At 36.0% G+C, this 14,451-nt stretch carries 15 protein-coding genes; 10 read left to right on the top strand and 5 right to left on the bottom strand.

Features of this window, described 5'->3' with window-relative positions:
- The first annotated feature begins 137 nt into the window (after window positions 1-137).
- The 6 genes from ACP3VS_RS08995 to ACP3VS_RS08970 all read left to right on the top strand — a co-directional run bounded on the left by ACP3VS_RS08995 (window position 138) and on the right by ACP3VS_RS08970 (window position 4,084).
- Entirely contained in the window at window positions 138-440 is a 303-nt protein-coding gene (locus ACP3VS_RS08995; RefSeq protein ID WP_031416504.1) for a late competence development ComFB family protein, read from the top strand.
- A gap of 122 nt (window positions 441-562) precedes the next feature.
- Window positions 563-982, top strand: coding sequence for a transcriptional regulator MntR (gene mntR, locus ACP3VS_RS08990; RefSeq protein WP_008177112.1), 420 nt, complete (start codon window positions 563-565; stop codon window positions 980-982).
- Between the two features lie 29 nt (window positions 983-1,011).
- A complete protein-coding gene (locus ACP3VS_RS08985; RefSeq protein WP_012295811.1) occupies window positions 1,012-1,869 on the top strand; it encodes a CvfB family protein in 858 nt (285 codons plus the stop codon).
- Window positions 1,870-2,006: 137 nt separating this feature from the next.
- Window positions 2,007-2,921, top strand: a complete 915-nt coding sequence (locus ACP3VS_RS08980) for a DUF1002 domain-containing protein (protein WP_012295810.1) — start codon at window positions 2,007-2,009, stop codon at window positions 2,919-2,921.
- A gap of 132 nt (window positions 2,922-3,053) precedes the next feature.
- Window positions 3,054-3,335 (top strand): GNAT family N-acetyltransferase, encoded by a 282-nt coding sequence (locus ACP3VS_RS08975; RefSeq protein ID WP_012295809.1) that lies wholly within the window; start codon window positions 3,054-3,056, stop codon window positions 3,333-3,335.
- 440 nt (window positions 3,336-3,775) lie between these two features.
- The gene (locus ACP3VS_RS08970; RefSeq protein ID WP_008177106.1) at window positions 3,776-4,084 is read left to right on the top strand and encodes a hypothetical protein; all 309 of its coding nucleotides are present in this window, start codon (window positions 3,776-3,778) and stop codon (window positions 4,082-4,084) included.
- Window positions 4,085-4,101: 17 nt separating this feature from the next.
- On the opposite strand, the gene ACP3VS_RS08965 is transcribed toward ACP3VS_RS08970, so the two are convergent.
- The 3 genes from ACP3VS_RS08965 to ACP3VS_RS08955 form a co-directional block, all read right to left on the bottom strand.
- Complete coding sequence (locus ACP3VS_RS08965; RefSeq protein WP_031416502.1) at window positions 4,102-5,244, bottom strand: MFS transporter; 1,143 nt, start codon at window positions 5,242-5,244, stop codon at window positions 4,102-4,104.
- 121 nt (window positions 5,245-5,365) lie between these two features.
- Window positions 5,366-6,886 carry a succinate CoA transferase gene (locus tag ACP3VS_RS08960; protein ID WP_031416501.1) on the bottom strand — a complete coding sequence of 507 codons (1,521 nt, stop codon included), beginning with the start codon at window positions 6,884-6,886 and terminating at the stop codon, window positions 5,366-5,368.
- Between the two features lie 352 nt (window positions 6,887-7,238).
- Entirely contained in the window at window positions 7,239-7,889 is a 651-nt protein-coding gene (locus tag ACP3VS_RS08955) for a LytTR family DNA-binding domain-containing protein (RefSeq protein WP_008177095.1), read from the bottom strand.
- A 505-nt stretch (window positions 7,890-8,394) separates the two neighbouring features.
- Between ACP3VS_RS08955 and ACP3VS_RS08950 the strand changes: the two genes are divergently transcribed.
- From ACP3VS_RS08950 to ACP3VS_RS08935, 4 genes are all read left to right on the top strand, one after another.
- Window positions 8,395-9,189, top strand: coding sequence for a helix-turn-helix transcriptional regulator (locus tag ACP3VS_RS08950; protein ID WP_031416499.1), 795 nt, complete (start codon window positions 8,395-8,397; stop codon window positions 9,187-9,189).
- 167 nt (window positions 9,190-9,356) lie between these two features.
- The gene (yidC, locus tag ACP3VS_RS08945; protein ID WP_012295804.1) at window positions 9,357-10,115 is read left to right on the top strand and encodes a membrane protein insertase YidC; all 759 of its coding nucleotides are present in this window, start codon (window positions 9,357-9,359) and stop codon (window positions 10,113-10,115) included.
- A gap of 51 nt (window positions 10,116-10,166) precedes the next feature.
- A complete protein-coding gene (locus ACP3VS_RS08940; protein ID WP_012295803.1) occupies window positions 10,167-10,418 on the top strand; it encodes a hypothetical protein in 252 nt (83 codons plus the stop codon).
- A gap of 150 nt (window positions 10,419-10,568) precedes the next feature.
- Window positions 10,569-11,351: a M15 family metallopeptidase gene (locus ACP3VS_RS08935; protein WP_012295802.1), complete on the top strand. Its 783-nt coding sequence runs from the start codon at window positions 10,569-10,571 to the stop codon at window positions 11,349-11,351.
- A 50-nt stretch (window positions 11,352-11,401) separates the two neighbouring features.
- Here ACP3VS_RS08935 and cls read toward each other — a convergent pair whose 3' ends face one another.
- Window positions 11,402-12,859, bottom strand: a complete 1,458-nt coding sequence (gene cls, locus ACP3VS_RS08930; protein WP_031416497.1) for a cardiolipin synthase — start codon at window positions 12,857-12,859, stop codon at window positions 11,402-11,404.
- 167 nt (window positions 12,860-13,026) lie between these two features.
- On the bottom strand, window positions 13,027-14,187 hold the full coding sequence (locus ACP3VS_RS08925) for an MFS transporter (RefSeq protein WP_031416495.1): 1,161 nt from the start codon (window positions 14,185-14,187) through the stop codon (window positions 13,027-13,029).
- Between the last annotated feature and the right edge of the window lie 264 nt (window positions 14,188-14,451).

Below are 14,451 nucleotides of genomic sequence, written 5' to 3'. Positions count from 1 at the left end.
AGCAGGAGATTAATCTTACTTTGACACTACTAATTTTGTGCGAATAGATGCTACTAGTGATTCTTGAAAAAGAACTTTTTAAAGGCTATTATAGTTTCAGGAGTAATGTAAGCATTCAATATAAATGAGGCGAAAGTTTGAATAAGTCAGATCCTATTTTAGTAAATGTTACAGAAGAGATTGTGCGTGGTTTAGTAAGCTTTTTACTACGAGGACCGGAATATCAAACATTTTGTAAATGCGAAACCTGTGAACTCGACACGGTGGCACTTACACTAAATGCATTGCCGAGTAAGTATGTTACATCAATGGAAGCTAGAGACGAGGCATTTAAGGAAATGAATACTCCTGAAAGTATTGAGCGCATTAACAAAGAGATTATTCACGCGTTACATGTGGTAAATAAGTATCCTCGACACAAAGTGGAGCCTACTTCTTAAATGAAGAGGCTCTTTTTAAGTTGTACAGGTAGTGATTTTCTGGCATATGTATTTTCAGTTAACTTTTAAGCCAAGCTTGTAGTAAACTAGAGAGTAAGAAAAGGAAAGAGAGGGAAAAAGATATGCCAACACCTAGTATGGAGGACCATATCGAACAAATTTATTTACTAATCGCTAACAAAGGATATGCGCGAGTGTCTGACATTGCTGAAGCATTATCTGTTCTTCCTTCTTCTGTTACAAAAATGGTTCAAAAATTAGATAAAGATGGTTATTTAGTTTATGAAAAATACCGTGGACTGACATTGACGCCGAAAGGTGAAAAGCTTGGTAAGCGTCTTGTGCAGCGTCATGAATTGCTCGAGCAGTTCTTACGAATGATTGGTGTGGATGAAGAGCGTATATATAATGATGTTGAAGGAATAGAGCATCATTTAAGTTGGAATTCAATCGATCGTATAGCAGATCTTGTGCAAGTAATGGAAGAGAATCCAGACATCGTGAAAAAATTAGAGGCATCAAAGACACAGCACAATCTATAAAATGATGGTGTGAGGGAAAGGGAGACAATATGGACGCATTAAAATCAGGTGAAGTCGTTACATTAACGGTATTAGAGCAACAAACATCCAAATGGATTTTAACAAATGGAGTTGAAGAACTACCTTTAAATGCTTCAGAGGTAACAGAGCCGCTAACAGTAGGTGATCGCCTTGAAGTATTTTTATTTGTAGATCGACGAGGAGACCTAGCCGCTACAACAGCTATTCCAGCTTTTACACAAGGGGAATATGGTTGGGCAAGAGTGCTAAAAGTAGTAGAACGTGAAGGGGCTTATGTAGATATTGGTTCCTCCCGTGAAGTATTAGTAAAAGCAGAGGATTTACCACCATTAAAAGAGGTGTGGCCGGTTCCAGGTGATCATTTATTTATGACACTACGAACAGACCGGAACGGTGATTTATTTGGGCGATTAGCAACGGAAGAGAAGATTTCTGAGCTATATGAAGGTGCATTTGAAGATTTGCATAATAAAAATATTCAGGCACGTCCATATCGTTTGTTACCTGTTGGCTCGTTTTTACTAGGTGTAGAACATCCATATCGTATTTTTGTACATGAATCAGAGCGCAGTGCGGAGCCACGCTTGGGACAAGATGTAGTAGTTCGAATTATTGATGTAAAAGAAGATGGCTCCATGAACGGTTCTCTTTTGCCACGAAAACATGAGCGTCTTTCCGATGATGCACAGCAAATTTTGAGCTATCTACAGGATGTTGGGGGCAAAATGCCATTTGGTGATAAGTCTTCTCCTGAAGAAATTCAAGAAATGTTTCATATGAGTAAGGGTGCCTTTAAACGTGCATTAGGAACATTGATGAAAGCTGGTAAAGTGAAGCAACAGGACGGCTGGACGGAAGAAGCCTAGTGGACGATTGATAAACCAAAGACAAGCGATAAGAGACATCCTTGAAACCTTCTCTTCTTTTTTACGTACTAATAACTGTATAGTGGTATACATTATACGGGCTAATTATGAGGTTTTATCGAAAGGGGTCACACGATTTGAAAAAAGCTTGGATTAAAATTCTAACAGCTACTATGTTAGTATTCGGTGTGATGGCACCAGCAACAGGGTTTGCAGCTGATAATACGCCTCCGAAAGCAATTGATGAAAAGTTAGGCGTACCGATCGTTGTATATGGGGCAAATTTATCTGAAGCTGAAAAAGAATCAGTAAAGAAATCATTAAAAGTAAGTGAAGAGCCTGAAATCGAAGAAATAACGGTATCAGGTCAGGATTTAGTTAAATACATTAAAGATAGTAATTCAAGTTCCCGCATGTATTCTTCTGCTAAAATTACGCGTAGAGATGCAGGGGACGGTCTAGTAATAGAAATTGTCACACCCACAAATATTACACAGGTGACATCTGAAATGTACGCGAATGCCATGTTAACGGCGGGGATTGAAGATGCCACAGTACAGGTGGCTGCACCTAAGGCGGTAACAGGGCATTCAGCGTTAGTAGGTATTTACAAGGCCTACGAGGTCACTACAGGTGAAACGCTTGATATTGAACGAACAGATGTAGCAAATGAAGAGTTATCAGTTGCAACATCTATTGCTGAATCTGCAGGTGTGGATGATGCAAAGGTTGCTGAATTACTAACCGAAATTAAAAAGCAAATTGCTGAAACAAAGCCAGCTACACGTGAAGACGTTGAAAAGATCGTTCAAGAGCAATTAAACAAGCTGGAAATTAATTTAAGTGAAAAGGACCGTCAATTGCTCGTAGATTTGATGGATAAAATCAGTAAACTGGATATTGATTTTAGTAAATGGTCTGAACAGTTAAACGATATTAGTAATACGATTCAGGAGAAGTTTGGCTCTCTCATGGAGGATAAAGGATTCTGGGAAAGTGTGAAAACCTTCTTTGCTAATCTAAAAGATACTATATCTTCTTGGTTTAACTAACAATGAAAAATAAAAGAATCTGTCATACTCATTTACTAGAATGAGTGGACAGATTCTTTTTATTTAGAAGAGTCGCAAGCTTTGTGAAAATACAAAAAGCTATGGTACTATGAATAAAAGGAGTGGTGAGAAATGGAATTCCAATTACAGCAATTAGCAGGAAATAAATTTGCATTTTTGAATGAGCAAGCAGGGGAAAGGCTTGCCGAAATTACTTGGCAGCAAAATGGGCAAGTAATGGTAATGGATCACACATATGTATCAGATAAGCTCCGCGGTCAAGGGGTGGCCAAACAATTGCTTGATCAGGCAGCCCAATATGCACGTCAACACGACTACAAGATGGAAGCTGTTTGTTCCTATGTAGTAGCTGCCTTTGCCAAATCAGATGCATATAATGATGTAAAACGATAAAATAAAGGCAATCTGCTTATAGGTAAGCGGATTGCCTTTTAATTACTAAAGTAAATCATTTAAGCAGCTCCTTACAAAAGAATGACACCATAAATTAGTATGGTTAAAAGGCCTGCCCCACCTACTAATGAAGCCATGTCTACCCAATCGTACGCTAAATCGAATTCCTTCATTATAATCACGCTCCTATTTTAAGTATTAATTCATTAATTCCCATTACTTGCGTTTTGTAATCATAAATAATTATATAATTATGATAAATGTCGAAAATTATACTGAATTTTAATAGAAGAATGATAAGTACGGCGGATATTAAGCAAGTATACTTCTTATTTATATATATATGCAGATAGAGATAAAAAAATAAATGTTTATTCTTCTAAGAATAGGGAAAAACTATAGTACAGAGCTAGTTTCTATATTTTTAGGAGGTAATAAATATGGCTAAACGAAAAGGAACAGGTGTTGTCATTGCAGGATTAGCGGGATTAGCAGCATCTTATTTAAGTAAAAAAGAGAACCGTGATAAAGCACTATCGATGTTTAATAATATGAAATCAAGATTAGAATCTTATCTGACAACAGGGCCGGATATGCATGACAATATTGCAGAACGCGTATCAACAGAGGTGGCAACAGAGGCTGGTACTTCTCCAACGAAGATTGCCTCAAATGAGATGGTAGCTGAAGGTGGAGGACATACTGGTGTCCACTTCTATAATGAGGAAATTCAAGACAAGGAAAAATAACCAAAAAACCTTCTCATCTATGTATGAGAAGGTCTTTTGTGTGGGAGTAGGATTGCTATTGCAAATATTAATAATATAATTCCCGTAAAGATAAAGCCGCTAATCACTCCAAGTGATAGCCATCCTAACAAGGAAGACCCTATTACTACACCAAGAGAGAAAAATGCATAGAAATAACCATATGCTTTTCCTCGTATTTCAGCGGTTGTGGAATCTATTAAGAGTGAATTTATGGAAGGGAAAAGGAATCCAAACCCTACTCCATAACATGCCATTGCTAAGTAAAGTAAAGAGCTAGAATCCGCTTGGCTAATTAATAATTGGCTTAATCCCATTAATCCAATACCAAGTGACAATGTTTTTAGGGGATTTACTTTATCAAAAATACGATTAGTTGGTAATAGAAAAACGAGTACAGCGATAATACCAAATGTGCTCATCAATGTGCCACTTAAACGGGAGTCAAAGCCTAAAGATTGGACTTTGAGCGGTAGAAGATAGGCGATTACACCTTGTGAAAACATTAAGAAGAAGGCTCCTGAAAATGCCTTTAATGTTCCTGGATTATTAAAGAATACACTTATCGGAATATATGTACTTGGTGCCGATTTCTCTTTTTTTACTTGATTTGCTCTTAGTAAAAAGAAAGAAAGGATCCCTAATATAAGCATAAAGCTTGCAGTGATGTTAAAAACGAATGGGACACTTGTTCGGCTTGCTAGAATGCCACTAAAAGCAGGGCCAATAATGGCAGCAATACCAACAAATGCGCCAGATATAGCACTGCCCTTACCTCTTTTTTCGTGTTCGGTAGCGTTTGCTAGAAAGGTAAAGGCGGCAGGTACAATGAAGCCTGCAACAAGTCCATGAATAAATCGGACTCCTAAAAGCGCAATAGGCTCCTCTATTAAGTTATAGAGTGTTAACGATAAACCTGTTGTTAAGAGACCAACAATGAGTATGATAAAAGGTCCTTTGCGATCCGTTAAAAAGCCTGAAATGATATTACCAAATGTATTGGATAACGAATACATACCTACTGCAAGGCCTGTAAGGAATGCTGATGCTCCTAAAGACTCTGCATATGTACTCATAACAGGTAGCTGGGTAAATAGGTCGAAAAAAGAAAAGAAAATAATGACATAAATAAATTTTTTCATAGCTCCTCCCATGAATTAGAACAAATTAGTAAGTTAGTTGCATATATTCCTATTATAACATTTCCAATAAAAAAGAACGCCCAATAAGTTTTCACTTAGTAGGCGTCCTGAAAATTGAAGATTAAGCTTTTGAAACTTCTTTTTTCATTGTTTTGTTTTTAGCAAGGTTTACATGCCAAGAAAGTGCTTCCTCTAAAAGGTGAGGTGTTTGATGGCTACCAGTTGCTTCGACAGCACGGTTGTAGTAATCCCATAATTGCTCTTTATAATCTGGGTGTGCACAGTTTTCAATAATTAAAGGTACACGTTCTTTTGGTGCAAGACCACGTAAGTCAGCGATACCTTGTTCTGTTACGATAACATCTACATCATGCTCAGTATGGTCAACGTGAGATACCATTGGTACGATAGAAGAAATTGCTCCACCTTTTGCGTATGATTTTGTAACAAAAATACCAAGGCGTGCGTTACGAGCGAAGTCTCCTGAACCACCGATACCGTTCATCATACGAGTACCAGAGACATGCGTTGAGTTTACGTTACCATAGATATCTAACTCAAGAGCTGTGTTGATTGAGATTAGACCCAAACGACGGATAAGCTCAGGGTGGTTAGAAATTTCTTGTGGACGTAAGCAAATTTTATCAGCATATTTTTCTAAATTGCCATATACTTTTTGCTGTAATTCTTCAGTCAGTGTAATTGAAGTGGCAGCGGCAAATTTAACTTTACCTGCATCGATTAAGTTAAATACTGCATCTTGAAGTACTTCTGATGCCACGATTAAATCTTCAAATTCTGAATCTGCAAAGCCATCAAGTACAGCGTTTGCAACAGAACCAACACCAGATTGTAATGGCATTAATTGTTTTGTTAAACGACCTGCTTTAATTTCATCGCTGAAGAAGTCTAATAAAATGTTTGCCATAGTTTGTGTTTCTTCATCTGGAGGTACGATTAATGAAGGAGCATCTGGCTCTTCAGAAATAACAATTGCTTTAATTTTAGCTGGATCCACTTTAATACCGATATCACCAATGCGTTGCATAGCGTCTGTCATTGGAATAGCTTCACGCTTACCTTGTTCACCAGGTACATAAATATCATGGATGCCGATTAAGGCTTCTGGGTGTGAAATGTTTAACTCGATAATAATATTTTCTGCATATTCTGCAAAGATAGGTGAGTTACCTACAGAGTTTGTTGGAATAATTAATCCATCTTCAGTAATAGCAACCGCTTCAAGAATTAAATACTTGATTGGTCCGATAATTCCTTGGCGCACTAGCTCAGCATTATGAGAAAGGTGAGCATCTACATATAAAACATCCCCAGAGTTAATTAAATTACGGATACCAGCGTCTCCTTGGAATGGTCCACGTTTACGAATGGCACCAGCTTCTGCTAAGTACTTATCCACTTCTGGTCCTAATGATGCACCTGTATATACATCAATTTTGAATTCTTCATTTTTAGCTCGCTCAACTAAAGCCATTGGCACAACTTTTGCGTCCCCAGCACGAGTAAAACCACTCATCCCAACTACATCACCGTTAGAAATAAGTGCTGCTGCTTCTTCAGCAGTGACAATTTTACTCTCAAGTTCTTTTAAACCTAGGCGTTTTTGAACATTTGCATCCATAAAAAAATCCTCCCCTAAATAATTTTGATGGAAACCGATTACAAAACTAGAAAAAACATTTGAGAATTTTCTGTTTATTCAGTTGTAGTATGACTCCAACCATTTGAATAATACTATCACCAAATTGTCACAATTACTTTATGAATAGCATTAAATTGAGTAAAAAAAGGAAAATCGAGCATTAAGATGATTTTTCGACAGAGAAAACGTTTTATTGTAGAGCTGTATAAATATAGGTGATTTACACATTAAAACTATGCGAAAATTGTTAATAGTGGACAAAAGGAGGCTTCATAGGCATCAAAAAATACAGCGAACAACAATCCACATACATTGCTCGCTGTACTTATAATTAGAAACCTAAAGAACGACGGAAGTAGCTTGCATAGCGTTGGCTAACAGGGATACGAGTACCATCTTTCATAATTAATAAAAACGTTGAGTGAGAATCTGGTTGAATTTCATCGATGTAGTCAATGTTAACGATGTAAGAGCGGTGACAACGAATAAATGAATCAGGAGCTAAAAATAGCTCTAGATCACTTAGGTTTAAACGGTGATAACCTTCACGAGACATTGTTTTAACAAATGTTTTACGGAGCTGTGTTTCTAAATAAATTACTTGATCGTGCTTAATTGGGTACCAGCAGTCATCGATTTTAATTGTAATGTAGTTTGTTAAGAATGCTGATGGTTTTTGCGGGAAGATAGCAGTAATAGCTCCTTTAGTTTCGCCTTCCTCCATTAAAGGAATACTCATACCGTAATAGGCTACACCGAAAACATCAGGTTCGATGTAAGAGCTAATTTTTTGACCATAGCTTAGGGCTTTGTGAGCCGCTGAACCTTCTTTAATAGGATCGCCTGGTTTAATCTTTAAATCAACTTTTTTACTTGGCTGGTAATACAAATACTCATTGGTATCAGAGATAGCAATGGAAGTATTCTCTGGGAAGAATTCCTTAATGATCTCCATAATTTCTTCTATTTGTTTTGGTTCCACTTTAAACACCTCGTCTAAACTTTTAAAAATAGTATTATCATCTATTTTACTACATAATCGTATAAATTATATAGAGAAGATTTAGGAATAAAATAGAAAAATGTCGATTGACTCATTATAATGGTGTAATTTGTCTTGTATAATTTGTAAATAAATTTATATAATGACTAATTTATTTTGATAGGTATATGGTAAAATTTAATTGTTAGGATTAAGTTTACAAGGTTTCTACTATGTCTATGTGATAAATTAGAACTAGAGTAGCAATTAAAATGTGGTTGAAAGGAAATCGCAGAATATGGTAAAATTCACTGTATAGTCTATTTTCTTGTGTTCTGGTGTTTAAGTTAGGTTATTTATAAGGTTGTTTTTTTGAAAAAATGTGAAATAGGACTCAGTTCTTAAGATAAATTAATAAATACTATTTTCTTATTTTTATTCAATTGGGATTGATGTCAAATATTGTAATGCAGTTCGTGCACTCTGAGGAAAGATGGGGAAGATTATGCAACTACATCAACATTCTATGTCAGAAACGATTTCCAAAAGATACTTCCAAGAAATCGATAATATAAATCAATATATCGGCGTCGAAGAATTTTTTAATATTGAGTCGAAATTAATTTTTGAAATTTACCATTTAGAATCCGCCAAAGCGAAGAAATCTTTACATGAGTTAATTGATATTCTTTCAATCCGTTTTGGTAAACAGGTCATTAAAATTGTTCGAGGTTATTTTTCTGTTTTGTCTTCGATTGTTGCTCGAAAATTGCTAGACAATCAAGTACCTTCGAAAAAGGCATTTGCTTTCAATATTGCTTGTAATGACATGATTGAAAACCAAATGAAAGACGCAGAATTTTTGCAATTTGCCGATGATTTAATTGATTTCTTTGTTTATTTTATTGCAGATCGCAAACAACCGACTTTCCGACATCAAACTGTCAACAAGGTGATCATGTTTATAAATGATGAATTGGAGAATGATTTAACCGTGGAAAGTATAGCTAACAACTTCCATATAAGTACTAGTCATTTATCGCGTATTTTTAGAGAACATGTAGGTATTACACTAGTTGAATACTTAAATGTTCGACGTGTAGAAGAGTCACAATATTATTTACGACATACAAACAAAAGTATTACATCTATATCTGATCAATTCCATTTCTGTAACCAAAGTTATTTTACACGAATCTTCAAAAAATATACGGGTGTTACGCCAAAGCATTTTAGAGATGAACTTCATCATGAATTTTATCGATTTGAAATGGCTGAGACAGAATTACAAAATGCATAGCTTTGAATAAAAAAATAAGAGGTGCGGAGATGTTTAGTCATATTGCTAAAGCTCGCACCTTTTTTTTATGAAAATAACAAACATAAATAGTAGCACTTGCTATTTGATAAAGACAGACCCTATAAGGTATACTTCACAGTAGTTGATAAATTATAGTAGGTGGAAAAATGAAAAATTTGAAACTATTTTCAATGCTTGGGCTAGCTGTTTTTGTTCTTAGTGGCTGTCAAGCAGTGCAAAACAAAGAAGGTATTTTCTATAGTATTTTTGTAAAACCTATGGAATTTTTACTGGAATTTTTCGGGAACGATATCTTTGCAGGTAGTTATGGTTTAGCAATCATTGCGATTACCGTACTCATCCGTTTAGTCTTAATGCCGATTATGTTGAAAAATTATCGTCAACAACAATTGATGAAAACAAAAATGGATGCGTTTAAGCCTGAGATGGAAGCAGTTCAGAAAAAAATGAAAGAAGCTAAGACAAAAGAAGAGCAAACGCAATATCAACAAGAAATGATGGCTCTCTATCAAAAGCATGGCATTAATCCATTAAATATGGGATGCTTACCAATGTTAATCCAAATGCCAATTATTATGGGTCTTTATTTCTCGATTTTATATTCAACAGATGTGAAGTCACATGAATTTTTATGGTTTAGCTTAGGGTCACCTGATATCGTCATGACGATTGTAGCGGGTGTTGTATATCTCGTTCAGGCACGAGTATCATTATGGACTGTACCTGAGCAGCAAAAAGCCCAAATGAAAATGTTTATTTATATTTCACCAATTATGATTGTCTTTATCTCAATGTCATCAATGGCAGCATTACCTTTATATTGGTCAGTCAGTGGTGCGTTGTTAATTCTTCAAACATATATTGGCCGTAAATATTATTCGCAACATCCAGAAAAAGCAAAATAATTCATTCATGTCGAGGCGCCTTTGTTGCCTCGATTTTTTTAGGGGGACAACATGATGAACAGAAAATGGCTATCATCAATTTTAGTCGCTATATTTAGTATTGCGGCACTTGTATTTATTATTATAGGGAAATTTAATTTCGCTGTACTTGCAATGACGATTATGTTTGCCTTGTCCAATGGCTTTAGAGCAAAAAGTTTTGAAGAACAAGGTTATGGAAAAGAAGCAAAATGGATGAAATATATGGCGATCTTTTTTGCGGTAGCTTCAATCATCGTATTCATCATTATTCTTACAGACTAATATTGACAAAATATCAAAAGAATTTCACACCTGAAAATGTGAACAGTGCTAAAATGAGATTATATCAATCAAGTAATAAAATAAGATAAGTATTTACAGAGGGAGGACTTACTCTTTTCGTATGTGCTATTTTTAAAAGGGGCATAAATAGTGAAAAACAATCGTCTTTTGCTCATCATGGGTGCTTTGATTTCTGTGGCGTTAATCGTATCTATTTTTGTAGTTTACAACTATAAAAATAATCAAGTAAATAATGCATCTGATGAGCAACCAACATCTACTGAAACAAACAAATCAACAGAGCAAGATTCTTCTAAAACAGAGAAGACAGACATTACACCGGAAAAACCTGAAAAGCCAGAGCAGCAACCAGACGAAAATGGCTATCTACCTAATCAAACTTTACCTACCGAACCAACTTATATAAAAGGCATTCTGCTAGCAAATAAAATTTATCCGCTTCCATCTACCTTTGCACCTGAGGAAAATCCAGAAGCAAGACAAGCACTAAATCAAATGCTAGAGGCTGCCAAGCAACAAGGGTTTGATTTAGTTGCTTTTAGCGGTTATCGTTCTTTCGAATATCAAACAACACTGTATAACAACTATGTTAATCGTGATGGACAAGCAGCTGCAGATCGATACAGTGCTCGTCCAGGCTATTCTGAGCATCAAACAGGCTTAGCGTTTGATATAGGAGAGCGTGGAAAAGAAGATGTATGGCTGACAGAGGAATTTGGTGAAACACCAGCTGGGCAGTGGCTATTTGCGCACGCTCAAGAGTATGGGTTTATACTGCGATTCCCTCAAAACAAAGAGGAAATTACCGGCTATATGTATGAGTCTTGGCATTATCGTTATGTTGGTAAGGATATAGCTCAAGAAATTGCTACGCAAAGCATTACACTAGAAGAATATTTAGGTGTGAAATAAAGAAAGGAAGAGAGGCGGTTCTGCGCGAACAAGCTCTCTTCCTTTTTAGTTTATAGGATAGGGGTTAATAAACGAGATATTGATTCTTTAAATTTGATTAATGATGAACGGTTTTGGTACATCTCCCACGTCAATTCTGTACAATCAAAAATATCCTTTTCAAACAGCTCTGCCAGCTGATGTGAAATATTGGCATCATAAATAAAGGCATTGACCTCGAAATTTAAGCTAAAGCTTCGTACATCGATATTAGCTGTACCAACAGAGGAAGCTTCATCATCGATAATAATTGCTTTGGCATGAATAAAGCCCTTTTCATAGATATACACTTTTGCTCCTGCTCGAAGTAATTGCCCAACATAGGAATATGTAGCCCAATAAACAAACATGTGATCTGGCTTGTTAGGGATCATAATTCGTACATCGATACCTGACAATGTTGCAATTTTTATGGCATCTAAAAAGCTTACATCCGGAATAAAATAAGGCGTTTGAATATAGATATACTTTTGGGCCATGTTGATCAACTTTAAGTAACCAATCTTAATTTGCTCCCAATCTGAGTCTGGTCCGCTTGATACAATTTGTAAACCAACATCACCTTTTTTGGGGATAGCAGGGAAGTAGCGATCTGAGTAACCCATTTTTTGCTGGGAGCTTGCTTGATTCCAATCTAATAAAAAGCGTGTTTGGAGTGGATGTACAGCACTACCTTCAATGCGTAAGTGTGTATCTCTCCAATACCCAAACTTTTTTTGTAAGCCTAAATATTCATCCCCAACATTAAAACCTCCGATATAGCCAATGCGGCCATCAATGACAACAATTTTCCGGTGATTTCTAAAATTTAAACGGGGATTAAGGAGTGGGAAGATGGAAGGAAAGAACACTTCTACCTCGCCTCCGGCATTAAGCAATTCTTTAAAATGACGCTTCTTCACATTACGTGAGCCCATCTCATCATAGAGGAGGCGTACCTTGACACCTTGCTGCGCCTTTTTAATTAGCGCATGAACGATTCGTGTTCCTAAATCATCAAGGCGGAAGATATAGTATTGAATATGGATATGGTCCTTAGCTGCTTCAATATCTTTAAGGAGCTGTTCAAATTTATTGGCCCCATCATCAAAAATATCTAGATGGTTGTCCTGGGTTAAAACGGCATTGTTTGTTCTAAGGTGCATGTAAATCATCTCTTGATAATTTTCGGCATTTGAAATGCGAAACTCAAATGTTTCATCACGAATGGCATTCATTTGATAACTGATGAGCGTATCAATACCGATATCTTTACGCCCTTCCCAACGGAATAAATGTTTTTTTCGTAACTGTCTTCCAAGTAATAGATACAAAATAAATCCAACTAATGGTATGAAAAATAGCACGAGAATCCATGCCCATGTAGATGTAGCATCTTTACGTTCTAAAAAAATGATAGTCATGGCTAATAAAATATTAAAAAATAAAGTTAAAGGAACTAAATATTCTATATCTGTAAAAATGCTCATTCCTACACCTGCCTTTACTATTGATAATAACATACTTAGTATAGCCTACTTCAAATGAGGAAAGAAGATTTTAAGTAGCTAGTTAGCATAGAAAAGGATTATCTCTATGACTTTTTAGAGATAATCCGAATTGCTTGTTAATAATTCTCTCGAACCATTTATGAATGTTAATCGAAACGCAATGACTTTTTAGAGGCTTTAAAGATGAAAATTAAGCTAATAGAAAGAATGGCGATTACTGCTGATGTATAGTAACCGAGACTTGCATGCATTGTAAATAACCAGGTAAAAAATAGCGGGCCAAGTATGCGCCCTAGATTATCCATGGAATATGACAGTCCAGCAGCTGTTCCATATTGCCCGCCAGATTCTTTAGAGGACAGTGATACAACACATGTTCTAGCAAGTGCATTTCCTGCTGTAAAGACACATAGTGCTAGCCCTGCGATAAATAAGTTAGCGGTTAATGTGAATAAAAGCATCCCCACGGCTGTTACAATTTGTGCACCGATTAACCAAGTTGTCTCACTGCCATTTTTGATACGGCGAACGACACCACCCTGTATCGCGGCATCAACAAAGCCACTAAACATAAATAAATAACCAATTTGTAATGGTGTAATTTGAATTTTTTCGATTTGGAACAATTGGAATGTTGCTTCTACACCGGCCAACATAAAAGTTACTAAAAATGAAAACATAAATAAGTAACGCACACGATATTGAAGCATTTTCCCAGCGCCTTTTGGCACAATAGCACGTTTATTTGAATCTTTTCGTTTTTCAGGTTCTTTTAAGACGAAACTTGCATAAATAAATAATAGTCCAATTAATATAGCTGATGCGATAAACGGTAATTGCAAGCTAATATGCCCTAACATTCCACCAATTGCTGGACCAAAAATAAAACCTAGACCGATGGACATACCCATAAAGCCCATATATTTATTACGTGTCTCCTCGCTAGACATATCTGCAATAAATCCTGTTACAGCCGTATATAATGCTCCTGAAAATAATCCTCCTACGATACGGGAAACATATAAAATAGCTAAGTTATCAATAAATAATGAAAAAATAACAAAGCTTAGGCTAAAACCAATTAGTCCCGTTAAGATTAGCTGTTTACGTCCTACCTTATCTGATAACATGCCCCAAAGGGGTGCAGTGAAAAAGCTAGCTAACGAATAGACGGTCAGTAAGCCACCGACGTGGAGATTATCCCAATTTTGCTGCACAATAACCTCTGGTAAGACAGGAATAATAATGCCAAAACCTAGGTAAACGAGGAATTGAACAGACATTAATAATAAAATTGCCTTTTTCATAAAGTTCCCTGCTTTCATACAATATTTCAATATGTATATTCTAACCCCGTTGTTCTTGCTATTACAAGAAAACGGAAGGAGAAACATGGATAGACGACATTTCTGTTGTTGAGAAAAAAAGTAAATGAATAAAATAAGAGGGTTTAGGTTAGTTTATAAATGTTTGGTGGTGCATAGGGCAGGGTATAAAAAATTACACTGTCACAAAAAAGAAAAATTTTAAAGTAAAGTTAAATGGTATGATAAACTTGTCAGACATCATAC

The organism is Lysinibacillus sp. VIII_CA, from assembly GCF_049943995.1.
GTDB classification, from domain to species: Bacteria; Bacillota; Bacilli; order Bacillales_A; family Planococcaceae; genus Lysinibacillus; species Lysinibacillus pinottii.
Note: the sequence above shows the minus strand (reverse complement) of the source record. Positions and strands in the feature narration are given on the sequence as shown.

Coding starts and splice junctions, on each gene's coding strand:
- yidC (WP_012295804.1), top strand. CDS start 9,357: ATGAAAAATTTGAAACTATTTTCAATGCTTGGGCTAGCTGTTTTTGTT.
- ACP3VS_RS08950 (WP_031416499.1), top strand. CDS start 8,395: ATGCAACTACATCAACATTCTATGTCAGAAACGATTTCCAAAAGATAC.
- ACP3VS_RS08925 (WP_031416495.1), bottom strand. CDS start 14,187: ATGAAAAAGGCAATTTTATTATTAATGTCTGTTCAATTCCTCGTTTAC.
- ACP3VS_RS08985 (WP_012295811.1), top strand. CDS start 1,012: ATGGACGCATTAAAATCAGGTGAAGTCGTTACATTAACGGTATTAGAG.
- ACP3VS_RS08940 (WP_012295803.1), top strand. CDS start 10,167: ATGATGAACAGAAAATGGCTATCATCAATTTTAGTCGCTATATTTAGT.
- ACP3VS_RS08970 (WP_008177106.1), top strand. CDS start 3,776: ATGGCTAAACGAAAAGGAACAGGTGTTGTCATTGCAGGATTAGCGGGA.
- cls (WP_031416497.1), bottom strand. CDS start 12,859: ATGAGCATTTTTACAGATATAGAATATTTAGTTCCTTTAACTTTATTT.
- ACP3VS_RS08965 (WP_031416502.1), bottom strand. CDS start 5,244: ATGAAAAAATTTATTTATGTCATTATTTTCTTTTCTTTTTTCGACCTA.
- ACP3VS_RS08960 (WP_031416501.1), bottom strand. CDS start 6,886: ATGGATGCAAATGTTCAAAAACGCCTAGGTTTAAAAGAACTTGAGAGT.
- mntR (WP_008177112.1), top strand. CDS start 563: ATGCCAACACCTAGTATGGAGGACCATATCGAACAAATTTATTTACTA.
- ACP3VS_RS08975 (WP_012295809.1), top strand. CDS start 3,054: ATGGAATTCCAATTACAGCAATTAGCAGGAAATAAATTTGCATTTTTG.